Below are 22,207 nucleotides of genomic sequence, written 5' to 3' on the forward strand. Positions count from 1 at the left end.
TGATCGCGCCGGGCGGGCTCAGATCTCCACCTCGTCGCGAGCGGGCCTCACGCATGCTACCCGCAGCGCCGCGACGATCGCGGTGGCCATCCGCGGCACCTCGGCGGTCTTCAGCGGGGCCCGGGAGATGGCCATCCGCCAGTAGATCGGACCGACGATCAGGTCGACCGCCGCACGCCTGTCGGTGTCCGCCGAGAGTTCGCCGCGCTCGACCGCCCGGCCGATCAGGATCCGGCCCACGGCCTGCTGGTAGTCGTCCAGGGCGGCCTGGAGCTTCTCCCCGATCTGCGGGTTGCGGGCCGCCTCGGCGAGCAGGTCCGGAATGATCTGCGCGGCCAGTCGGTGACGCAACGCACGCGCCATCACGTGCAGCAGGATCTCCAGGTCACCGAGCAGGCTCCCGGTGTCGAGCAGGGGCAGGTTGCGCCCGGCCACCGCGGAGACCATGTCCAGCACCAGATCGAGCTTGGAGCGCCACCGGCGGTAGATCGCGGTCTTGCTCACCCCGGCCCGCCGGGCCACCGCCTCGATCGACAGTCGCCCGTATCCGACCTCGGCCAACTCCTGCATCACGGCGGTGCGGATGGCGCTGGTGATCTCCCCACGCAGCACCGCCGCGCCGGCCGGGGCACGCCTCTTCTCGGTCGTCACGTGGAACAATGTAGCGCAACGACGGTACGGTTGCGTCCCGACGTTCGGTGGACTACCTTCCATGCAGCAGCGAGGCGGCTCCTCCCCGCCCGGCCACGCTGGACGACTTCACCGCACTGCTCCCCATCAGCACGAAAGATCGGAGCGCCTGACCATGGCCGACACCGCGGTGGCCGACCCCGAATCCGGACTGAGCCGGGCCCAGCTGGCCCGCCGGTACGGGCTTCGGGTGGCCGGGGAACGACCGCCCCTGGCCGAGTACGCCCGCCGGTTGTGGGCGTACCGGCACTTCATCACCGCGTACTCGCGGGCGAAGGTCGCGTCCTCGCTGAGCAACACCCAGCTCGGCCAGCTCTGGCAGGTGCTGACCCCGCTCACCAACGCGGCGGTCTACTACCTGATCTTCGGCCTGATCCTGGCCCAGCACCGGAACGTGCCGAACTTCATCGCGTACCTCTGCACCGGTGTGTTCATCTTCATCTTCACCCAGACCGCGGCGTCCAACGGCACCAACGCGATCAACGGCAACCTGGGCATGATCCGGGCGCTCCAGTTCCCCCGCGCCGCGCTGCCGATCACGGTCACCCTGGTGCAGCTCCAGCAACTGCTGATGTCGATGGTGGTGCTCGCCGCCATCGTGCTGCTCACCGGCGAGCCGATCACCTGGCGCTGGGTGCTGCTCGCCCCGACGCTGCTGCTCCAGACGATCTTCAACATCGGACTGACCATGGTCACGGCCCGGCTCGGTTCCAAGGCCACCGACCTCAAACAGATCATGCCGTTCGTGATGCGCACCTGGCTGTACGCCTCCGGCGTGCTCTACCCGGTGGCGCTCATCCGCGAGCACCTGCCCGGATGGGCGGCGAACATCCTGGAGTGGAACCCACCACTCGTCTTCATCGAGCTGGCCCGCTACGCGCTGCTCGACTCGCACCAGCCCAACCTGGTGAGCTCACCGCTGAAGCTGTGGTCGCTCGGCCTGTTCTGGGCCGTCGTGATGGGTGTCGGCGGGTTCGTCTACTTCTGGCGCGGAGAGAAGGAGTACGGCCGTGGCTGAGCAGACCCTGCCGGCGGGCGCCGGCACCGTGACCGACTCGGGCCGGGTCCCCACCGTCGTGGTGGACGACGTGCACGTGATCTACCGGATCCACAAGGGCGCGTCCAGCGGCACCACCCCGGTCTCCGCGCTGAAGCGCCTCGCCTCCCGCACCAAGGCGCCGAACATCCGCGAGGTGCACGCCGTCAAGGGCGTGAGCTTCACCGCCTACGAGGGCGAGGCGATCGGCCTGATCGGCAGCAACGGCTCCGGCAAGTCGACGCTGCTGCGGACCATCGCCGGCCTGCTCCCGCCCGCCCGCGGCGCGGTCTACACCCACGGCCAGCCGTCCCTGCTCGGCGTGAACGCCGCGCTGCTCAACGACCTCTCCGGCGAGCGCAACGTGGTGCTCGGCTGCCTCGCCATGGGCATGGCGCCGGACGAGGTCAAGCGGCTCACCCCGGAGATCATCGAGTTCTCCGGCATCAACGAGCGCGGCGACTTCGCCTCACTGCCGATGCGCACCTACTCCTCCGGCATGGGCGCCCGGCTGCGCTTCGCCATCGCCGCGGCCAAGAAGCACGACGTGCTCCTGATCGACGAGGCGCTCGCCACCGGCGACCGGAAGTTCCGCGCCCGCAGCGAACAGCGGGTCCGCGAACTACGCGCGAGCGCCGGCACGGTCTTCCTGGTCAGCCACTCGATCGGCTCGATCCGGGACACCTGCGAGCGGACCATCTGGCTGGAGAGCGGCGTGCTGAAGATGGACGGCCCCACCAAAGAGGTCTGCGACGCGTACGAGAACCAGAAGTAGCCCACCGGAGCGCACCGGCCCGGGCTCCGGCCCGGACGGTGCGCTCCGTCGTACGCGTTAAGGTTTGCTGGGCCGTCGGTCAAAGTTCACCAACCGGTCACCCTTCCACCAGAGTGAGGTACGGCAATGACGCAGGACCACACCACCGCACCGGACGCCGCGCCGGCGAACCCGGCACCCTGGCGACCCGCGCGTACGGTGGCCGTGATCCTCGCCGGAGGCACCGGGACCCGCCTCGGCCTAGGCATCCCGAAGCAACTGCTGAAGATCGCCGGCAAGCCGATCATCGAGCACACGCTCGCCGTCTTCGAGGCCGCGCCGGAGATCGACGAGATCATCGTGCTGATGGCCACCGGCCACGTCCCCGACGCCGAGCGGATCGTCGTCGACGCCGGCTTCCGCAAGGTCACCAAGGTGATCGAGGGCGGCGACACCCGCAACGACACCACCCGGATCGCGCTCGACGCCGTCGGCGAGGGCGACGTCAACATCCTCTTCCACGACGCGGTCCGCCCGCTGGTCAGCGCCCGGATCGTGCGCGAGTGCGTGAACGCGCTCTGGAGCTACTCGGCGGTCGACGTGGCCATCCCCTCCGCCGACACGATCATCCAGGTCGACGCGGACGAGTGCATCACCGACATCCCGGTCCGCTCCCGCCTGCGCCGCGGGCAGACCCCGCAGGCGTTCCGCTCCGGCACCATCCGGGAGGCGTACCGGCGGGCCGAGGGCGACCCCGACTTCGCCGCCACCGACGACTGCGGCGTGGTGCTGCGCTACCTGCCCGGCACGCCGATCAAGGTGATCGACGGCTCGGACGAGAACATCAAGGTCACCCACCCGGTCGACGTGCACCTCGCCGACAAGCTCTTCCAGCTCGCCGCCGCCCAGGCGCCCCGGCTCACCCACCGCGGCTACGCCGAGGAGCTGACCGGCCGGACCATCGTCGTGTTCGGCGGCAGCTACGGCATCGGCCACGACCTTACCGAGCTGGCCCGCCGCTACGGCGCCCAGGTCTTCCCGTTCAGCCGCTCCACCACCGGCACCCACGTCGAACGCGCCGAGGACGTGGCCGCCGCGCTGAAGACCGCCTTCGAGGCCACCGGCCGGATCGACCACGTGGTGGTCACCGCCGGGATCCTGGAGAAGGGCGCGCTCGCCGAGATGGACGACGAGACGATGGACCGCCTCCTGCACGTCAACTTCGTCGGGCCGGTCACCATCGCCCGGCAGTCGCTGCCCTACCTCCAGCAGACCAAGGGCCAACTGCTGCTCTACACGTCCAGCTCCTACACCCGGGGCCGGGCCCGCTACGCGCTCTACTCGGCCACCAAGGCCGCCCTGGTCAACCTGACCCAGGCGCTCGCCGACGAGTGGGCGGAGTTCGGCGTACGGGTCAACTGCGTCAACCCGGAACGCACCGCCACCCCGATGCGGACCAGGGCGTTCGGCGAGGAGCCGGAGCACACCCTGCTCGCCTCCGAGGCGGTCGCGCAGGCGTCCCTGGACGTGCTGATCTCCGAGCTGACCGGCCAGGTGGTCGACGTCCGGCGGGCCCCCGGCGAGCCGGTGGCCGCGGTGCCGGCGCAACCCGGCCCGCACCGGTCCGAGCTGACCACCGACGCCTGACGGGACGAACCAGATGCGTGGGGACCTGGTCCGGAAACTGCTCGCCCGGGTGCTGACCAGCGGGCTGGCGGTGCTGGCGTTCCTCCTGCTGGCACTCACCGGCGCCACCGCCGCCGGGCTGGCCGTGGCGGTCGCCGCGCTGGCCGCCACCGCCTGGGAACGGCGGGTCCGGCCCAGCGCCGACGGCCTCGTCGAGACGGTGCTGGTGGCCGCCGGGATCCTGGTCGGCTACGCCCGCCGGGCCGACGACGGGTTCGACCCGGCGCTGGCCGTGACCGCGCTCGTCCTGCTCGGCCTGGTGCTGCTCGTCGGGCCGCTGCGCCAGGCCGCCGCGCTGGAGATCCGGGCGGCCAACCTGCCGGTCCGCTCCTGGGCGCCACCTGTCGCCGCCCGGCTCGGCGACGCGCTGCTGGTGCTGCTCGCGCTGGTGGCGCTCGCCGCCGCGCCCGCCCTGCCGGCCTGGCTCCCGCTCGTCGCCACGCTGCTCGTCGGCGCCGGCTGCGCCGCCGTCGCGCTCGACCTCGCCCGCCGCCGGTTCCGGCCGCCGGCCGGCGGTGGCCCGATCGGCCGGGCGCTGCGCCGGCACCAGCCGGAGTTCGTGCTGCACTTCTCCGCCCCGCCCGGCTCCGAATACCAGGTGACCATGTGGCTGCCGTACCTGGAACGGATCGGCCGGCCGTTCCTGGTGGTGCTGCGCGAACCGGAGTTCCTGCCGACCGTGGCCGCCGCGACCCGCGCCCCGGTGGTCCTCTGCCCCACGCTGAAGGCCCTGGACGAGGCCCTGGCGCCCAGCCTGCGGGTGGCGTTCTACGTCAACCACGGCGCGAAGAACGCCCACTGCATCCGGTTCCACCAGCTCACCCACGTACAACTGCACCACGGCGACAGCGACAAGGCCCCGAGCGCCAACCCGGTCTCCGCGATCTTCGACAAGATCTTCGTAGCCGGGCAGGCGGCCATCGACAGGTACGCCCGGGCCGGCGTGGAGATCCCCGCCGAGAAGTTCGTCGTGGTCGGCCGCCCCCAGGTCGAGGAGATCGAGGTACGCCGGGAGCACGCGCCCGCGTCGGCGCACCCGACCGTCCTCTACACCCCGACCTGGACCGGGCACCACGCCGACGCCAACTACTGCTCGCTGCCGGTGGCCGAGACGCTGATCCGCCGGCTGCTCGACCGCGGGGCGGCGGTGATCCTGCGCGCCCACCCCTACACCGACCGGAACCCGGCCTCGGCCCGGCAGCTCGCCCGGCTCACCGAACTGCTCGCCGCCGACCGGGCGAGGACCGGCCGGCCGCACCTGTGGGGCGCGGCAGCCACCCGGGAGCTGACGCTCACCGAGTGCGTCAACCGCGCCGACGCGCTTGTCTCCGACGTCTCCGGGGTCATCTCCGACTGGCTCTACTCCGGCAAGCCGTACGCGGTCACCGACACCGGCGCCGACGGCGCACACTTCGTCGAGCGGTTCCCCCTCGCCGGCTCCGGCTACGTGCTGCGCCGCGACATGTCCAACGTGGACGAGGTGCTCACCGCGCTGCTGGACACCGACCCGAAGGCGGCCGACCGCTGGGCCGCCCGGACCCGCTACCTGGGCGACTTCCCCACCGACGGCTACGCCGAGGCGTTCCTCACCGCCGCCCGGCGCGAGCTGGAGCCGGACTTCGCCGTCCCGGCGCCGCGCACGCCGTAGGCCGGTCGGTCCCCCCGAACCGGTCCTAGAGGTACGGGTCGAGCAGCGCGAGCACCGCCGCGGGATCCTCGACGTGCGCGTTGTGGCCCAGCCCCGGCAGCGTGGCCACCGGAACGCCCAACTCCTTGAGCTGCGCGTCGGTCACCATCGGGTCCCGCTCGCCCCGGGCCAGCAGCACCGGCACGTCGACGGCGGCGAGCAGGGCCGGCAGCCGAGGCGCCCCCACCGCGAACGCGGCCGGATCCATGGCCAACCGCCAGCGCCCGTCGCCCCGGCGTAGTCCCGCGTCGACCACCGGATGGTCCGGAGCGAACAGCCCGGCGAGCCCGGACACCCGCAGGTAACGACGGGCCGCCTCGTCACGGGTGGCGAACCAGGTCACCGGCCGGGCGGCCAACTCCTCCGCCTTCGCCAGCTCGGCCGGCGACCAGGCCACCTTGATGCCGAGGCCGACCACCGCGTCCACCGGCAGGCCCCGCCGGCGCGCGGCCAGCGCCAGCGCCACCACGCCACCGAGCGAGTGCCCGAGCAGCACCAGCCGGTCGTTCGGGCCGAGCCGGACCGCCCCGAACCCGTCCACGACGCGCTGAGCCAGGGCCGCGAAGGAGTACCCGGTCACGGTGGCGCCCTCATCGACGGCCCCGGGCGCGGCAGCGACCTCATCGGCGTCTCCCGACGCGGCGGCGACACCGAGCGCGGTCGCGACCCCATCGGCGCCTCCCGACGCGGCGGCGACACCAGGCACGGCCGCGACCCCGTCGGCGTCTCCCGACGCAAGGGCGGCCCCGCCTGTGGCAGCCCTCGGGGGCAGCGGCGGCGACCAGCCGTGTCCAGCCAGGTCGGGGGCGAGCCAGCGTCCTGGCCAGTGACGCTCCAGCAGTGGCGCCCACGGCAACCACACCTCGCCGGTGGCCCCCATGCCGTGTAGGAGCACCAGGTGACGGGTCCCCCTCGCATCGCCCATACGGCGCAGTCTGCCACCGGACGGACACGGTGCGCGAGAGCGGACACCGACGTCACGCGCGCGCGACGCATCGTGCCCGGGCCTCGGCGGCGACGCCGGCTGGACGCCCACCCTGCGCGTCACCCCGCCGGTGCCGGGGCGCACCTATGACCGACTCCGGTCCGACGGTCGCGCACTCCACTCGTGGCCCGGGGCGGAGCGCGGGTGGAACGCTTGGCCGTCTCGGGCGTGCTGAGGCGTCCGTAGCGTTCCAGTCGTCGCCTGAACGGCGCGCGGGTGGAACGCTATGGCCCTCTCGGGCGCGCTGAGACGTCCACAGCGTTCCAGTCGTGGCGCGGGTGGAGCGTGGGTGGAACGCTATGGACGTCTCGGGCGCGCTGAGACGTCCACAGCGTTCCAGTCGTGGCGCGGGTGGAGCGTGGGTGGAACGCTATGGACGTCTCGGGCGCGTTGAGACGGCCATAGCGTTCCAGTCGTCGCCTGAACGGCGCGCGGGTGGAACGCTATGGACGTCTCGGGCGTGTTGAGGCACCCGTGGGCGTTCCCCGTTAGTGGGCTTGGGGGTGTTGACGGCGTGTGGAATCCGGTTGCCATGTGTCGTCGGGTGTTGCGGTTGGGTGGGGTGTCCGGTTCGGGGGTGGTGGGTGGCACTCTGGCGGCGGAATCGTCGCGGGGGTGCGGGCGTTGTAACCCGGTGAACGATCGAGCAAGGCCAGCGCCCGTCGCGGCGCGGCCGACCCGGCCCCCGGGAATGACGGTGGGCAGCCGGTCGTTACACAGTCACTCCGGCCCACCCGCGATGCGGCCCTGGCCCCGCGGACCACGTCGGATCCCCCCGAAACGCTGTGAGCGCCTGACGGTGCTCGCCCGCGCGCCACCCTCCCACGGTGCGTGTGTCGACCCCCGGAATGGAGCCCCCTGATGAACACGATCCTGCGCAAGAGCGTCCTGGGTATCGCTGGTCTGGCGTTCACCGGTGGTGTGTTCGCCGGTCCGATCGCCGCTCACGCCGACACCCCCACCCACACCACCGCCGCCAAGCCCGCCGCCGCCGCGGCCGTGGCGCAGGCCGAGGGCAAGCAGTCGACGATCACGCTCAACGGCGAGCAGACCGCCAACGTCAAGGCGATCATCGCCGCGACGAAGAAGGCGGGCCTGCCCGAGCGGGCGGCGGTCATCTCCATCGCCACCAGCCTCCAGGAATCCAAGCTGGAGAACCTGGGCCACCTCGGCGACACCAACGACCACGACTCCCTCGGCCTGTTCCAGCAGCGCCCCTCCTCCGGCTGGGGCACCCCCGAGCAGATCACCGACCCCGAATACTCCACCCTGGCCTTCCTCAAGGGCTTGAAGCAGGTCGACGGCTGGCAGGACATGCCCCTGACCGAGGCCGCCCAGACCGTCCAGGTGAGCGCCTACCCCGACGCCTACGCCCAGTGGGAGAACCAGGCCACCGACCTCGTCACCAAGCACTGGAACAGCTGACGAACAACGCTGAAGGCCGGCACCCGCAACAACGGGGTGCCGGCCTTCACGCGTACCCGAAAAGGTCAGGCGGAGTAACCTCGCGTGGCCATCCAGTTCGCCAGGTCGGCCGTGGCGACCCAGTACGACGGCAGCGACGGGTCGGCCGAGTCGGCGATGCGTACCGTCCGGCCGTCGTTCTTGTAGCCGATCACGGCGACATAGTGGCCGCCCGGGAACGAGTGCCAGCCGCCGTTCGTGTCGGTGGCGTCGCCGACGATGTTCGAGACGACCGCCCGGCCGTTGCTGACCGCGTTGACGACGTCGGCCCGGAGCCGGTCGACCTGGCCGGGGGTGGCTGCGCCGGCGATCATGCGGGTCCGGTACGGGTCGCCCTTGACCTGCTGGTTGAGCACCCGGGTGGTGTCCTCGGCCGAGTTGGTGCCCATCTCGGTGGTGCCGAGCGCGACGGCCAGCGTGTCCTGGCTGCGCTCGATGCCGGCGGCGCTGAGCGCGTTCCGCACGGCGGCCGGACCGCAGTAGTAGTAGGTGGTCTGGGCCTGGTAGTCGTAGTCGAGCACCTTGCTCGACGGTGGCTTCGGCTTGGCCTTCGGCGTGGTGTCCGGGTCGGCGGACTTGGCCGCGACCTTCGCCACGGGCGAGGCCGTGGGAGAGGGCTTGGGCGACGCGCTCGGCGAGGCGCTGGGCGACGGGACGGCGACCCTGGCCTCGCTCCGGGTCGCGGCGTCGTTGAGGCGGGAGCCGAGGTCCGCCACGGCGGCGGTGTCCCGCTGAGCCGGGGCGCCGTCGGTGGCGGTCAGGGTGGCGCCGGCGCCACCGGCCAGCACGAGGGCCGCCGCCGAACCGGCGATGATCTGGTACGGGCGCTCGGTCGCGAGCCGCCGCAGTTGACGCTTCAGGTGGTGCTTCACGGATTCCTCCACGGGGGTGGGCGGCACACGCCGGCCCTACGCGCGGAGGGACTCACGCGCGCTGACGGGCTGGACGGCCGCGGGTGATGGCCCGGGACGCCGGGCGGATCAGGGGTCGGGTACGCGTCGCCTCAGGCGCGCGCCGGCCCCCGCAGGCCGTGGAGGCGGGGGGACGATCGGGGGTTGGTTGACACGAGGAGGTAGCTCCTTCCGTGGCCGCCGACCGGGTTAGCTGACGGATTCGGGCGGGAAGTACGCCCTACCGCGGGCCGTGGGCTCCGCGGATTCACCCCGGTGTTGCTGTGGGTCCCCGGTTCGTATGCACGATTAGGCGGGTCGGCACGGCGACGCCATCGGCGATCGACAACCGCACCGGACGCGCCGACACTACCGATGGGTACGACACATGCCAAGCGCTCCCACCTGCGGAAACGTGCTTGGCGACTACAATTTCGGTGCAGCCGATCACTGACGTGACTCAATGGGACAAGGGGCTTCGACGACGCCGGCCGGCGGAAACCGGACGTCCGGCGGGAGGAAAAACGGACTCCGGCCGCGAAGCAGGACATCGGCTCGGACGGCACACCGGGCCGGTGACCCGGCTCACCGCGTTCGGTAACGATTCGGCCGAGGCAGCCACTCAGCCGAGGCAGCCACTCAGCCGAGGCAGCCACTCAGCCGAGGCAGCCACTGAGCCGAGGCAGCCACTCGACCCGGGACCGCCGCCCGACCCGGGACCGCCGCCCGACCCCACACCGCCGCTCAGCCGACGCGGGCCGGACGCCAGCGGGCGCTGCGCACCGGGGCGGGCACCGGGACACGGGTCGCCGGCGCGGCCCGGAACGCCGGCGCGGGCCGAAGCGCCGTCGCGGCGGCGTACGCCTCGGCGGCGAGCGTCCGGGCCGACTCGGCGGCCAGTTCGGTGTCCCGCCACGCCAGCCGTTCCCGCTCGGCGGCCGTCTCCCAGGCGGCTCGGCGGCCGTCACGGACCGTCCGGGCCAGCACGATCTCCTGCGTCGCCGGGTGGTGGCAGGGGTCCCACCCGTTGCGGCCGGCCAGCACGTCGGCGAGCTGGCGGGCGGTCAGGTCGCCCCGCCAGTGCGCCGCCATCGCGGCGTGACGGAGCCAGCGTTCCCGCGCCGCGTACTCGGACGGGGTGCGAGGCGTATGTGGTTCGGGCAGGGCGGCGGTGCCGGCCAGGCGGCGGGCGGCCGAGTCCGCCTCGTCGTACGCCGCCCAGGCGCGCTCCGCCTCGTCCTGGGCGGCCAGCCACCGCTCGCGGCGACGCCTGGCGGTCTGGGCGGCTCCGGCGGCGGCCACCGCCACCTCGTCGGCGTACCGGGTCAGGTCGGCCCGGTGCAGTGCCTCGACGTCTGCCGGGTCGGGTTCGGCCTCGGTCACGGCGTCTCGTTCGGGGCGGGCGACCAGGACGGTGAGCAGGACGAGGGCGAGCACGGTCAGGGCCGACCAGATGGCGGCGGCCTCGGGGACCGCGGTGAGGAAGTTGAGGAGAACGGTCTGTGACATCGGCGGGCACCTCACGGGAGACGGTGACGGGGAATTCCGCACGGCCGGTCGGGGCGGGGGGGCGCGACCGGGATCCGGACGCGGCCGGGCCGCCGAGGGCGGGTGCGGGTGAGGTTCGGGTGGGCGGCGGGGGCGGGCCCGCGGCGGGTCAGTGCGCGGGCGGGGCCCGCGGGCCGGCCGGTGCCGGCGGCGGACCCGCCGGGACCGGGTGCCGACCGGCGGGGCGGACGGCGTCGCCCTCCGGCTCAGGCTCCGGGACGCCGGTGGCGACGGTCTGCCGCTCGGTGGCGGCGTCGTGCGCCACCCGCGAGCCGGCATCGCCGCGGAACGTCGAGCCGGCATCGCCGCGGAACGTCGAGCCGGCATCGCCGCGGAACGTCGAGCCGGCGTCGGCGCGGAACGTCGAGCCGGCGACCGGGCCAACCGAGCCGCCCGGCGCCGGCAACGAAGCGGCAGCCGGCAGCGTGGCGGCGCCGAACGAGAAGGCGACGACCACGGCCAGGCTGGCAAGCATGCGTGCGGCCCAGCGCGCCACCCACCACACGGGACAGGTGAGCGCGATCGGAAGCACGGGTACAAATTACCCGCGATCCCACCACCACGCACCGTCACCCGGCGTGTCGCAACGCCACCGATCAGCGTGGACCGGTCAGTCGGGTCGGCGCGACTCGGCGTACTCGATCGGGCGGTCGGCGTCGTCGGCGGCCGGCCGGGGTGCGGGCACGGCCGGGGCGGTGGCGGCGCGGGCCCGGCGCGACGGGCCGAGGAGGCGCATCATCGGCACCTCCACCCAACGGTGCAGGGCGGCGGCGAGCGCCAGGGTGAGCAGCAGGAAGCCGAGCACCGCGAGCGGGCCCCGCCACCCGGGCAGCCCGGTGCCCCAGTCGCCGGTGAGCCGCAGGATGGTCACCATGACCAGCACGTGCACGAGGTAGAACGCGAACGAGACCTCGCCGAGCCAGACCATCGGGCGGGACCGCCACGGGGTCCGCCGGCCCCGCACGTCGGCGTCCGCCGCGGCGGTGATGACCAGCAGGTACGCCACGGCGAGCAGCGCCGCCCAGAACTCGGCCCGGATCCACAGCGCGGCGACCACCCAGGTGGTCACGAAGAGCGCGCTCGCCACCGTCAGGTTCGGGCCGCGCCAGCGGTTGCGGCGCATCAGCTCGGCGGCGGCGGCGCCCATCCAGAACTCGAAGGAGCGGGTGACCGGGAAGATCTGGGTGAACCACCACCGCTGTTCCTCGGGCACCAGGTGCTGGCCCGGCCAGAGCGCCAGGATCAGCAGCGGCGCGGCGACGAGCACGGCCGCCAGCACACCGGTACGCGCCCGGCGCAGCCACGGCACCACGAGCGGCAGGCACAGGTAGAACGCCAGCTCGCAGGAGAGCGACCAGCTCACGTTGTTGACGCTGTAGAAGTAGCCGTTGAGCGGGATCCACGCCTGGACCAGGAAGAGGTTGCCGATCGCGGCCCACGGCAGGACCGGGTCGGCGAACCAGGCCGCCACGGCCAGCGCCGCCACGAACGTCACCACGTGGTTCGGATAGATCTTGGCGAACCGGCGCCGTAGGAACGTTCGACCGCGCTCGCCGTCCCGGTACGACCAGACCAGCACGAATCCACTGAGGATGAAGAAGAACTCGACGCCGGAGAGCCCGAGACTGAAGGCGCGGTCCACCACCGCCTTCAGGTCCGGCTCGGCGACGATCCGCATGGTGCCGGCGTGGAAGCCGAACACCAGGAGAGCGGCCACCCACCGGAGCCCGGTCAGCGACGGCAGCCGCGGAGCGCGGGTGGTGGTCGGCGCACTTGTCATCCCGGGGACCCTACCCGTGGCGGGCGGCCCGCCGCCGCGCGGCGGCGGCCGGCCGGGGCCCGGGGAACGCCGGATAAGCTTTCCGTTCCCGCACGTGCGGGGCCGGTCCCGGCCTCGCCGGGCCCGCACGGAAGGTGAGCGACCGGATGCACCAGCGGATCCTGCTCCGCGCCCGCAAGGGCCCGTTCGACGTCCTGACGCCGGAGGAGACCTTCGCCGGCAACTGGATCGGCGACAACAGCGGCAACCTGGTGTTCAGCCACGCCGCGCACAAGCTGCTGGCCACCGGCACGGCGCAGATCACCCCGAACCGGGCACCGGCCGACCCGCGCGACGCCGACGAGATCAACGAGCGGTACGACGTCTTCGTGGTGCCGCTCGCCAACGCCTTCCGCCGCAGCTTCGTGCGCCGCCTCAACCCGCTCACCCGGCTGATCGAGCGCCTGAAGATCCCAGTGGTGGTCCTCGGCGTCGGCGTGCAGACGAACGTCGACGGGGACCGGGAATACCTGCGCCAGATCGACGAGCCGGTCAGCGCGTTCTGCCGGGCCGTGCTCGACCGCTCGCACAGCATCGGGGTACGCGGCGAGATCACCGAGAGCTATCTGCGTACCCTCGGCTTCTCCGCGGTGGAGCAGATCGGCTGTCCGTCGATGTTCCTGCACGGCGACGAGTTCCGGCTGGCGAAGAAGCGCCCCGAGCTGACCACCGACGCCCGGATCGCGCTGACCATCTCCCCGTACGTCGCCTCCATGGCCAAGGTCGTCCGCCACCACCGGGAGCGCTACCCGAACCTGTGCTACATCCCGCAGGACCTGCGGACCCTCGGCACCCTGCTCTACGGCGACGCGCCCGAGCACCGGGGCAAGCGCAGCGAGATGCCGCTGCACACCTCGCACCCGCTCTTCGTCGAGGACAAGGTGCGGATGTTCGTCGACCCGTGGACCTGGATGTCGCACCTGTCCGGCTTCGACTTCAACTTCGGCACCCGGATCCACGGCACCATCACGGCGCTGCTCGCCGGCACCCCCGGCTACCTCTTCGCCCACGACTCGCGCACCCTGGAACTGGCCCGCTACTTCGACATCCCGTACCGGATCATGCGGGACGTGCCGGCCGACGTCGACGCCGCGGACCTCTACGCCGAGGCCGACTACACCGCGCTGATCGCCGGTCACAAGGCCCGCTTCGACACGATCACCGCGTTCCTGGCCAAGCACGACCTCGGCACGTCGTTCGCCGACGGCGACAGCGCCGCCCGGTTCGACAAGCAGGTCGGGGAGACGGAGTTCCCGCCGGCCGTCGGGCCGGCCGCCGCCACCGCGCCGGCCGAGCTGCTGACCCGCATCGAGCGGCTCCGCGACGAGAACCGCACGCTCGCCGAGACGATCGACGGGCTCCGCGCCCAGGGGTTGCGCCAGCGGATCAAGCAGGCCGTCCCGGACCCGGTCCGCCGCATGCTGGGTCGCTGACGATCGTACGCATGTTCGACCACGGGCTACGATGGCGGGCGTGTCCGACGTCGCGTACCAGCCCTCGATGCTCGACCTCACCCCCGACGGCCCGGCCCTGGGCCCGCTCGCGGGCCGGTTGCGCCGCCACGAGCTGAGCCGGGGGGCCTGGGTCGACCACCTGCCCGGCTGGGTGCGCGGCTCCGACGCGGTGCTCGACACGCTGCGACACGACGTGCCGTGGCGGGCCGAACGCCGCACCATGTACGACACCGAGGTCGACGTGCCCCGCCTGCTCTGCTGGTACGCTGCCGGCCGCTCGCTGCCGCACCCGGTGCTCACCACCGCCCGCGACACGCTCACCCGGCACTACGCGCCCGAGTTGGGCGAGCCGTTCGTCACCGCCGGCCTGTGCCTCTACCGCGACGGCCGGGACAGCGTGGCCTGGCACGGCGACACCCAGGGCCGCTCCGCGCACACCGACACCATGGTCGCCATCGTCTCGTTCGGTTCGCCCCGCCCGCTGCTGCTGCGCCCGCGCGGCGGCGGCGCCGGCCTGCGCTTCCCGCTCGGCCACGGCGACCTGGTGGTGATGGGCGGTTCCTGCCAGCGCACCTGGGAACACGCGGTGCCGAAGACCACCCGGCCGGTGGGTCCCCGGGTCAGCGTCCAGTTCCGCCCCGCCGGGGTGGCCTGACCCCCACCCCCTTTTTTACCTGCTGATTCACGGAAACAGTGGCCATCCTGGACGGGATGGCCACTGTTTCCGTGAATCGGCGCGCGAAGGGTGGTGCCGGGGGCGGGTCAGTCGCGGTCGATGTGGTGGCCCACCACGGTGGGGCCGAGCATCACGGCGAAGCCGGAGCCGTCGCGGCGCGGATCCGCCGGCGGCAGGTCCACCGGGTCACCGTTCGCCGTCGCGGCCACCGGCCGCGGGCCGATCCAGGCCACCGACAGATCCAGCTCACCCTTGAGAAGCCGCTGCGCGCGCACGCCGCCGGTCGCCCGTCCCTTCGCCGGGTACGCCTTCAGCGGCGTCACCTTGACCGTGGCGCCCGTCGACGTGACCACCATCGGCTCGCCGTGCTGCGGATCGTCGGTGCGCACCGCGCCGAAGAAGACCACCCGCGCCCCGGCCGGCAGGTTGATGCCGGCCATCCCGCCGCCCTTGAGGCCCTGCGGGCGGACCAGGGACGCCGGGAAACGCAGCAGCGACGCCTCCGAGGAAACGAACGCCAGCGCCTCGGCGCCGTCGGTCAGCCAGGTCGCGCCGACCACCTCGTCGCCGTCGCGCAACGAGATCACCTCGAACTCGTCCGAGCGGACCGGCCAGTCGGGCGAGCACACCTTCACCACGCCCTGCCGGGTGCCGAGCGCCAGGCCGGGCGACCCCTCGGCGGACGGCCCCAGCGGCGCCAGCCCGACCACCGTCTCCCCCGGCGCCAACGGCGCCAACTCCGCGGCCGACATGCCGCCCCGCAGCGACACCGTGCCGGCCTGCTCCGGCAGCACCGGCAACGGCAACACGTCGATCTTGAACGCCCGACCGGCGCTTGTCACCAGCAACACCCGGCCCCGGGCGGTGGAGTGCACCACCGCGCGTACCGCGTCGTGCTTGACCCGGCCGCTGCGCCGGCGCGCCTCGGCGGCCTCCTCCGACTCGGCCGCGGTCCGCGCGACCAGCCCGGTGGCGGACAGGATCACCTGGCACGGGTCGTCGGCGACCTCCAGCGGACCGGCCGGCACGGAGGCCGCCAGCACCTCCTTCAGATCGCCGTCGACGAGGGTGGTGCGCCGCTCGGCGCCGAACTGCTTCCCCACCGAGGCCAACTCGTCGGAGACCAGCTTCCGCAGCACCTTCGGGTCGTCGAGGATCTTCGACAGCTCGGCGATCTCACCGCGCAGCTTCTCCTGCTCGGCCTCCAACTCCAGCCGGTCGTACTTCGTCAGCCGGCGCAGCGGCGTGTCCAGGATGTAGGTGGCCTGGATCTCGGAGAGCTTGAACCTCTGCATCAGGCCGTCCTTGGCCGCCTGGGCGTCCTCGCTCGCCCGGATCAGCTTGACCACCCGGTCGATGTCGAGCAGGGCGATCAGCAGGCCGTCGACCAGGTGCAGCCGCTCCTCCCGCTTGCGCTTGCGGTAGGCGCTGCGCCGGGTCACCACCTCGTAGCGGTGCGACAGGAACACCTCGAGCAGTTCCTTGAGCCCGAGCGTACGCGGCTGGCCGTCCACAAGCACCAGGTTGTTCACGCCGAACGACTGCTCCAGCGGGGTGAGCCGGTAGAGGTCGGCGAGCAACGCCTGCGGGTTGACCCCGACCTTGCACTCGACCACCAAACGGGTGCCGTTCTCCCGGTCGGTGAGGTCCTTGACGTCGGCGATGCCGGTCAGCCGCTTGGTCTTGTTGACCTCGTTGGTGATCGCCGCGATGACCTTCTCGGCGCCGACGCCGTACGGCAGCTCGGTGACCGTGATGGCCTGCCGGCCGCGGCTGCCCTCCAGCGGGCCGATCTCGACCCGGCCGCGCATCCGCACCACGCCGCGCCCGGTCTCGTACGCCCGGCGCACCTCGTCCAGACCGAGCAGCAGCCCACCGGTGGGCAGGTCGGGGCCGGGCACGAACTCCATCAGCCGGTCGAGGGTGGCGTCCGGGTGGTTGATCAGCCAGCGGGCGGCCTGGACCACCTCGCCGAGGTTGTGCGGGATCATGTTGGTCGCCATCCCGACCGCGATCCCGGACGCGCCGTTGACGAGCAGGTTGGGGAAGGCGGCCGGCAGCACGGTGGGCTGGGTGAGCGAGCCGTCGTAGTTGGGCTCGACGTCGACGGTGTCCTCGCCCAGCTCGCCGACGAGCAGCATCGCCTCGCGGGACATCCGTGCTTCCGTGTTGTGATTGACGAAGCCCCCGGCCAGGAAGGAATGGTCGGCGGACTCGACTCGTACGGAGTAGACCTCTGCCGGCTCATCGGGAGTCACGGAAACGACACGCTCGAACCGGTACCCCGAGTCCATGATTGGCAAAATGGTCGCCAGGATCTCAGTGTCCTTGATTCGGTCGATGATCGGGAGCCGTTCAGTCTCCCACCGCTCGATGCGATCAAAGTTGTGCTGGGTCAGCCATTTACGTCCGCTGCCCCGTCGGTCGAAGTCGAGGGCATCCCGCACGTAGTCGGCGACAAAGGGGACGTGATCCTGACTGAGTCGGTGCGGGCGCAAGGGCGCGTGGCCCAGCACACCGGCCAGAACTGCTTGCTTAGTACGCAGGAAGCCGACCCGGGTCGCGAAAGCCTTGATGTTTCGTAGCCCAGACACCACCAGGCGGTGCTCCACCGAACCGCTGGGGCGGGTGTACTGCCGATGGCAGGCGACAACGCCGAACTCTGCCAGCAACTCCTGAACCTCGCGGGTCAGCCGCTCACTGAAGCTTGTGTACTGGATGGTGAAGCTGGTGGTGTTGGCGACCCGGACCCCGCCATCGCCCTCGAACAGGGCCATCAGGAACGCTCGCTTGACACCCCATCCGCCGGTCCAGACGAACTCGGGTACGAACTTGTCCCTGGCCTGATGACCGATCAACTCGGCGAGCGGACTTGCCCGGAAGGCGTCCATGCCCCCGGCGGACTCCTGGACGTCCAACTCACGGACGCGCCGACGGTCTCGGCGGGTATGCCGTTCGCTGACGTAACGTCGCCCACCGATGACCTGGTCGTAGGCGTGCAGGACCTCATCGAAGAAGTGCTCGTCGGTGTTGTTGAACCCCGCCCGGGACTCGCTCGCAAAGCCTTCCGACACCCAGGCGCCACCCAACACGCCCAGCATGTATTCCCGCGCGGTGGGGATGACCTGACTCCAGGCATTCCGAGCGAGGCAAACCACCGCGCCCGGAGCCAGTTCGTCGAGTCGCCTCCATTGGAGAACCGGAACGCCCATCGGGGCGTCGAGGCAGAGGACCAGATGATTTTCACTGCCCCGCAGCGAGAAGCCGGTCTCCGTGGTAAGACGCAGCGTCGGATGAACTCCTGAGTTGAAGACCTTGTTGACCCGAACGGCCTTGCCGTCCTTGTCCAGGACCTCGAAGTCGGCATCCGCCTCGCTGTCCGGCGGAAGATTCACCACATCACGAATTCGCGGGCTGGTCCCGTCGGCCATACGGATCCGGGTATCGCCTACCACGCAGTAACGCGCCGCCGCCGGGCCGTCGTCCGGTGACCCAAAATTTCCATGCCCGTCGATGAGCGGGGTGTTGAGTGAGAAGTCCTGCGCCAACCGCACCATGGCGTCGTAGATCGCCGTATCGCCGTGCGGATGGTACTTACCCATCACGTCACCGACGATGCGGGCACTCTTCACGTGCCCACGGTCGGGGCGGTGGCCCTGCTCGTACATCGACCAGAGGATGCGCCGGTGCACCGGCTTGAGCCCGTCCCGGGCGTCCGGCAGGGCGCGGGAGTGGATGACCGAGAACGCGTACTCCAGATAGGAGTCGGACACCTCGGTGACAAGCGGGTTGTCGAAGACCCGTGCGCCGGCCTGGTCGAAGGCGGAGAGGTCCGCCTTGGCGCGGTCGTCCTTGCGGCGTGCCATGGTGCAGCTTCCTTCCGAAACGAACGCGGTGGTCAGGCGTCGATGGCGTCGCGGTCGACGCGGTCGGCGGAGTCGATGAGCCAGTTGCGGCGGGGCTCGACCTTCTCCCCCATGAGCAGGTCGAGGATCCGCTCGGCGGCCTCGACGTCGTCGAGCGTGATCCGGCGGACCGCCCGGGTGGCCGGGTTCATGGTGGTCTCCCACAACTCGTCGGCGTCCATCTCGCCCAGACCCTTGAACCGGGGGATCGGCGTGACGATCTGCTTGCCGGCCTTCTCCAGCTTGCGGACCGTCGCCTCCATCTCGGCCTGGGTGTAGGTGTAGACGGTCTGCGCGTTGCGCCCCTTCGTGGTGATCTTGTGCAGGGGCGGCATCGCCGCGTAGAGCCGGCCGGCCTCGATCAGCGGGCGCATGTAGCGGGCGAAGAGCGTGATCAGCAGCGTGCGGATGTGCGCGCCGTCGACGTCCGCGTCGGCCATGATGAGCACCCGGCCGTAGCGCATGGTGGACAGGTCGAACGTGCGGCCGGAGCCGGCGCCCAGCACCTGCACGATCGCGGCGCACTCGGCATTGTCCAGCACCTGCTGGAGGTTGGCCTTCTGCACGTTGAGGATCTTGCCGCGAATCGGGAGAAGCGCCTGATATTCCGACGTTCGCGCCACTCGGGCGCTGTTATGCACGAACACCCCGGCTTCCAGCGCGAAGTTGTGGTAGCCCTCGACTGTCAGGTCATAGACGTCAGCCGTCTCACTCAGATGCTCGACCGATGCCACGCTGTGGTTGACGAGCGCGGCTGCCTCTCGCAGGCGCGCGTAGTCGCCTTCGTGCAGAGCCAGTAGCCGATCGAATCGCAGGCCGGTGCGCGCGGTCCGCTTTCGCTCGGCCTCATAGGCGGCGGCCATCTCCGCGTCGGGCATGGACACCAGCGGCGCGAGTCGTCGCAGGGCAGCTACTCGTCGCCCGTCCTTCTGCTGGGCGGCCCGCTCGGCGCGCGGGACGTTGGCCACATAGCGAGCGCGCCCAGCCTGAATTCTGGCGAGGTGACCGGTGGCTGGGTCCGTCATCCGGCCCGCCATCCGACGCGAATGTGCCCGGCGGAACTCCGGATTGTCCTCGTGCCAGGCCCGGACGGCATTGCGCTGACGCTCGCGTTCGGCCGGATCCGCGAACTGCTCAGTGGTCTTCTGACTCCGCCACGCACGCAGGTCCTGGTCTTGCCACTGGCGTACGGAACGACGACGCCACTCTTCGCGGCGAGCCGGGTCGGTGAAGAACAACCGCACCCGCTCGGCGGCCGCGAGCCGGTGCTCGGGACGGGACCAGTATTCGTGCTGGCGCTCGCGCATACGCTCGGCGTAGGCGCGCTTCTCGTCATCGCTGAGCGCGGAATACCACTCCTGGAACCTCTGCTCGATCTTGGCGCGGAACGCGGGCGACTCGTTGAGCGCGAACAGCCGGGCCAGGCATGCCTCCCGGAAGGCAGGATCCCGCCACTGCGCGGTCAACATCGCCGAGCGGAACTCCCGCCCACCGTTCTCGAACCACTCCCGCCACGCCGCATGAACGTGGTCGCCCATCATGGCGGCGTGCAGGGCGAAGTGATCCGCCGGGGTCATCCGCCGCAGGTTGCGCGGATCGTTGTTGCGCTTGTTGATGTCGATGTGGTGCCTGACGTTGCCGTTCGCGGCGCTGTCCCTGCCGTGACGGAGGTTCCATCCGTCCGCGAGGTAGTGGGTGTAGACCCACTCCGCGCGGTCGTTCATCCAGACCCGCTCGTAACCATTCAGATTGTGCCCCTCGGCCTTGCTGGAGAGGCGTCGGTAGAGCGGCATCAGCGAGTCGCCAGGCGTCAGAGCATCGGCTCGGCGGTAGGAGCCGTCGCGCAGCCGGAAGAGGTGGTCCGGTGTGCATCGGACCGACTCGCCGTTGTCGAGGGTCACCCGGACCAGTGCGGCGTCCCGCTTGGTGAGCCGAGGTTCCTGAAGCGGTGCGAGCACCACCCGGCCGGCCTTGTTGGTCGTGTAGCCGAAGTGGGTGACGCCCTGAGCCCAGTCGGCTGCGAGGTCAGCGAATGACCGGGCCTCGCCAGAGGCGAGTGCGACCATCGTTTCGCCGGTGAAACACCCGAGGGCGCTGTCGCCTTCCACGATGAACAGCTCGCTGCGGTCGACGCCGGTGGCGCGGCAGTCGACAAGCTTGGCCGGCATGGCCGCGCCCTCCAGCGCGGTCTTGCGGCGGGCGGCGTCCTTCTGCTGCTTCTGGGTGAGCCGGACCCGGGCCGCGTCGACGATCTTCTGGAGCACGGTGCGGGCCTCGGCCTTGGTGCGCCGGTCGTCCAGCCAGCTCTTCAGGTGCGCCTCGACCAGCCCCTGGAGCACCTTGGTGATGCCGGCGGTGGAGAGCTCGTCCTTGGTCTGCGAGGTGAACTGCGGCTCCGGGATGCGGACGTGCACCACCGCGGTCATGCCCTCCAGGACGTCGTCCAGGGTGGGCGCGTCCTCCTTGGGCTTGAGCAGGCCACGGGCGCTGCGGGCGGCCTCGGCGAGGGTGCGGGCCAGGGCCCGCTCGAAGCCTTTGCGGTGGGTGCCGCCGTGGGCGTTGCGGATGGTGTTGGTGAAGCACTCGACGGTGCGTTCGTAGCCGGTGCCCCAGCGGAACGCGATCTCGACCTCGGCGCGACGCTGCACGTTGGACTGCATGACGCCGTTGGCGTCGGCGGCGTTCTCGCGGTAGGTGCCCTCACCGGTGACCAGCAGCGTGCCGGAGACCGGGCGGTCGCCGGCCGGGGCGAGGAACTCCACCATGTCGGTCAGGCCGTCGGGGAAGTGGAAGCGCTCCTCGGCGGTCTCCTCGCCGGTCTCGTCGCGCAGCCGGTAGGCCACGCCGGGGACGAGGAAGGCGGTGTTGCGCAGCTTGAGGCGGACCGCGTCGACGTCGAGCGCGGCACCGGTCTCGAAGTAGCGGGGGTCGTGCCACCAGCGGATCGAGGTGCCGGTGCGCTGGCCGCGCTTCATCGCGCCGACGACCTGGAGGCCGGGGCCGGGGGTGAACGGCGCGTCGGGGCCGTCTCCGTCGAAGACCCCGGGCACGCCGTGGCGGAACGACATCGCGTGGATCTTGCCGCCGCGGCGGACGGTGACGTCGAAGCGTCGGGACAGGGCGTTGACCGCGGAGGCGCCCACGCCGTGCAGGCCGCCGGAGGTCTTGTAGCCCGAGCCGCCGAACTTGCCGCCGGCGTGCAGCCGGGTGAGCACCAGCTCGACGCCGGAGATGCCGGACTTGGCGTGCACGTCGGTGGGGATGCCCCGGCCGTCGTCGTCGACCTGCACCGAGCCGTCGGCGTGCAGGATCACGTCGACCTTGGTGGCGTGGCCCGCGACGCCCTCGTCGGTGGAGTTGTCGAGGATTTCGTTGACGAGGTGGCCCACGCCACGGCTGTCGGTCGAGCCGATGTACATGCCGGGGCGCTTGCGGACGGCGTCGAGGCCCTCCAGGTGGGTCAGGTCGTCGGCTCCGTAGAGCGTCTCAGGCTGTGCGGTCAACTGGTCGTACTCCCAGGTCTCGGCGGTGTGGTGCCGTTCACCGTGCGATGCCCCCACGGCGATCGCCGGGCGCGGCGCGCCGCAGCGAGCGTAGCCCGGCACCCCGACAG

General features: G+C 71.6%; 13 protein-coding genes, 6 pseudogenes and 1 riboswitch. Of the genes and pseudogenes, 7 read left to right on the plus strand and 12 right to left on the minus strand.

Features of this window, described 5'->3' with window-relative positions; genetic code table 11:
• Positions 1–18 precede the first annotated feature (18 nt).
• Complete coding sequence (locus O7602_RS18765; protein WP_281583938.1) at positions 19–651, minus strand: TetR/AcrR family transcriptional regulator; 633 nt, start codon at positions 649–651, stop codon at positions 19–21.
• A 154-nt stretch (positions 652–805) separates the two neighbouring features.
• Here O7602_RS18765 and O7602_RS18770 point away from each other — a divergent pair, with 154 nt between their 5' ends.
• The 4 genes from O7602_RS18770 to O7602_RS18785 all read left to right on the plus strand — a co-directional run bounded on the left by O7602_RS18770 (position 806) and on the right by O7602_RS18785 (position 5,814).
• Complete coding sequence (locus O7602_RS18770) at positions 806–1,708, plus strand: ABC transporter permease (RefSeq protein WP_281583939.1); 903 nt, start codon at positions 806–808, stop codon at positions 1,706–1,708.
• The gene (locus O7602_RS18775) at positions 1,701–2,501 is read left to right on the plus strand and encodes an ABC transporter ATP-binding protein (protein ID WP_281583940.1); all 801 of its coding nucleotides are present in this window, start codon (positions 1,701–1,703) and stop codon (positions 2,499–2,501) included. Before O7602_RS18770 ends, O7602_RS18775 begins: the two co-directional genes overlap by 8 nt.
• Before the next feature lie 126 nt (positions 2,502–2,627).
• Entirely contained in the window at positions 2,628–4,127 is a 1,500-nt protein-coding gene (locus O7602_RS18780) for a bifunctional cytidylyltransferase/SDR family oxidoreductase (protein ID WP_281583941.1), read from the plus strand.
• Positions 4,128–4,140: 13 nt separating this feature from the next.
• The gene (locus O7602_RS18785) at positions 4,141–5,814 is read left to right on the plus strand and encodes a CDP-glycerol glycerophosphotransferase family protein (RefSeq protein ID WP_281583942.1); all 1,674 of its coding nucleotides are present in this window, start codon (positions 4,141–4,143) and stop codon (positions 5,812–5,814) included.
• Between the two features lie 25 nt (positions 5,815–5,839).
• On the opposite strand, the gene O7602_RS18790 is transcribed toward O7602_RS18785, so the two are convergent.
• Positions 5,840–6,778, minus strand: coding sequence for an alpha/beta fold hydrolase (locus O7602_RS18790; protein WP_348651287.1), 939 nt, complete (start codon positions 6,776–6,778; stop codon positions 5,840–5,842).
• Positions 6,779–7,699: 921 nt separating this feature from the next.
• Here O7602_RS18790 and O7602_RS18795 point away from each other — a divergent pair.
• Positions 7,700–8,263 carry a hypothetical protein gene (locus O7602_RS18795; RefSeq protein WP_281583943.1) on the plus strand — a complete coding sequence of 188 codons (564 nt, stop codon included), beginning with the start codon at positions 7,700–7,702 and terminating at the stop codon, positions 8,261–8,263.
• 65 nt (positions 8,264–8,328) lie between these two features.
• Here O7602_RS18795 and O7602_RS18800 read toward each other — a convergent pair whose 3' ends face one another.
• From O7602_RS18800 to O7602_RS18815, 4 genes are all read right to left on the minus strand, one after another.
• On the minus strand, positions 8,329–9,174 hold the full coding sequence (locus O7602_RS18800) for a C39 family peptidase (RefSeq protein WP_281583944.1): 846 nt from the start codon (positions 9,172–9,174) through the stop codon (positions 8,329–8,331).
• A gap of 202 nt (positions 9,175–9,376) precedes the next feature.
• Positions 9,377–9,518, minus strand: a riboswitch (cyclic di-AMP (ydaO/yuaA leader).
• A gap of 418 nt (positions 9,519–9,936) precedes the next feature.
• Positions 9,937–10,701 (minus strand): hypothetical protein, encoded by a 765-nt coding sequence (locus O7602_RS18805; protein WP_281583945.1) that lies wholly within the window; start codon positions 10,699–10,701, stop codon positions 9,937–9,939.
• Positions 10,702–10,849: 148 nt separating this feature from the next.
• The gene (locus tag O7602_RS18810) at positions 10,850–11,272 is read right to left on the minus strand and encodes a hypothetical protein (protein ID WP_281583946.1); all 423 of its coding nucleotides are present in this window, start codon (positions 11,270–11,272) and stop codon (positions 10,850–10,852) included.
• 78 nt (positions 11,273–11,350) lie between these two features.
• The gene (locus tag O7602_RS18815; protein WP_281583947.1) at positions 11,351–12,520 is read right to left on the minus strand and encodes an acyltransferase; all 1,170 of its coding nucleotides are present in this window, start codon (positions 12,518–12,520) and stop codon (positions 11,351–11,353) included.
• Between the two features lie 146 nt (positions 12,521–12,666).
• Between O7602_RS18815 and O7602_RS18820 the strand changes: the two genes are divergently transcribed.
• Both O7602_RS18820 and O7602_RS18825 read left to right on the plus strand, forming a co-directional pair.
• Positions 12,667–13,992 (plus strand): polysaccharide pyruvyl transferase family protein, encoded by a 1,326-nt coding sequence (locus O7602_RS18820; RefSeq protein WP_281583948.1) that lies wholly within the window; start codon positions 12,667–12,669, stop codon positions 13,990–13,992.
• A gap of 40 nt (positions 13,993–14,032) precedes the next feature.
• Complete coding sequence (locus tag O7602_RS18825; RefSeq protein ID WP_281583949.1) at positions 14,033–14,668, plus strand: alpha-ketoglutarate-dependent dioxygenase AlkB; 636 nt, start codon at positions 14,033–14,035, stop codon at positions 14,666–14,668.
• 107 nt (positions 14,669–14,775) lie between these two features.
• On the opposite strand, the pseudogene O7602_RS30985 reads toward O7602_RS18825, so the two are convergent.
• The 6 pseudogenes from O7602_RS30985 to O7602_RS31010 form a co-directional block, all read right to left on the minus strand.
• Positions 14,776–16,857: pseudogene (locus O7602_RS30985) on the minus strand (DNA gyrase subunit A); the annotation flags it as partial.
• 441 nt (positions 16,858–17,298) lie between these two features.
• Positions 17,299–18,120 (minus strand): annotated as a pseudogene (locus O7602_RS30990) (LAGLIDADG family homing endonuclease); the annotation flags it as partial.
• Between the two features lie 27 nt (positions 18,121–18,147).
• Positions 18,148–18,555, minus strand: a pseudogene (locus O7602_RS30995) (DNA gyrase subunit A); the annotation flags it as partial.
• A gap of 32 nt (positions 18,556–18,587) precedes the next feature.
• Positions 18,588–19,226: pseudogene (locus tag O7602_RS31000) on the minus strand (toprim domain-containing protein); the annotation flags it as partial.
• 30 nt (positions 19,227–19,256) lie between these two features.
• Positions 19,257–20,660: pseudogene (locus tag O7602_RS31005) on the minus strand (DNA topoisomerase); the annotation flags it as partial.
• A gap of 18 nt (positions 20,661–20,678) precedes the next feature.
• A pseudogene (locus tag O7602_RS31010) lies at positions 20,679–22,154 on the minus strand (ATP-binding protein); the annotation flags it as partial.
• Positions 22,155–22,207 lie beyond the last annotated feature (53 nt).

Origin of the sequence: Micromonospora sp. WMMD1128, from assembly GCF_027497235.1 — a bacterium.
Taxonomy (GTDB): Bacteria; Actinomycetota; Actinomycetes; order Mycobacteriales; family Micromonosporaceae; genus Micromonospora.

Bases quoted from the DNA above. Each gene is read 5' to 3' on its own strand.
- O7602_RS18770 (WP_281583939.1), top strand. From the start codon at position 806: ATGGCCGACACCGCGGTGGCCGACCCCGAATCCGGACTGAGCCGGGCC.
- O7602_RS18780 (WP_281583941.1), top strand. From the start codon at position 2,628: ATGACGCAGGACCACACCACCGCACCGGACGCCGCGCCGGCGAACCCG.
- O7602_RS18785 (WP_281583942.1), top strand. From the start codon at position 4,141: ATGCGTGGGGACCTGGTCCGGAAACTGCTCGCCCGGGTGCTGACCAGC.
- O7602_RS18790 (WP_348651287.1), bottom strand. From the start codon at position 6,778: ATGGGCGATGCGAGGGGGACCCGTCACCTGGTGCTCCTACACGGCATG.
- O7602_RS18795 (WP_281583943.1), top strand. From the start codon at position 7,700: ATGAACACGATCCTGCGCAAGAGCGTCCTGGGTATCGCTGGTCTGGCG.
- O7602_RS18805 (WP_281583945.1), bottom strand. From the start codon at position 10,701: ATGTCACAGACCGTTCTCCTCAACTTCCTCACCGCGGTCCCCGAGGCC.
- O7602_RS18815 (WP_281583947.1), bottom strand. From the start codon at position 12,520: ATGACAAGTGCGCCGACCACCACCCGCGCTCCGCGGCTGCCGTCGCTG.
- O7602_RS18820 (WP_281583948.1), top strand. From the start codon at position 12,667: ATGCACCAGCGGATCCTGCTCCGCGCCCGCAAGGGCCCGTTCGACGTC.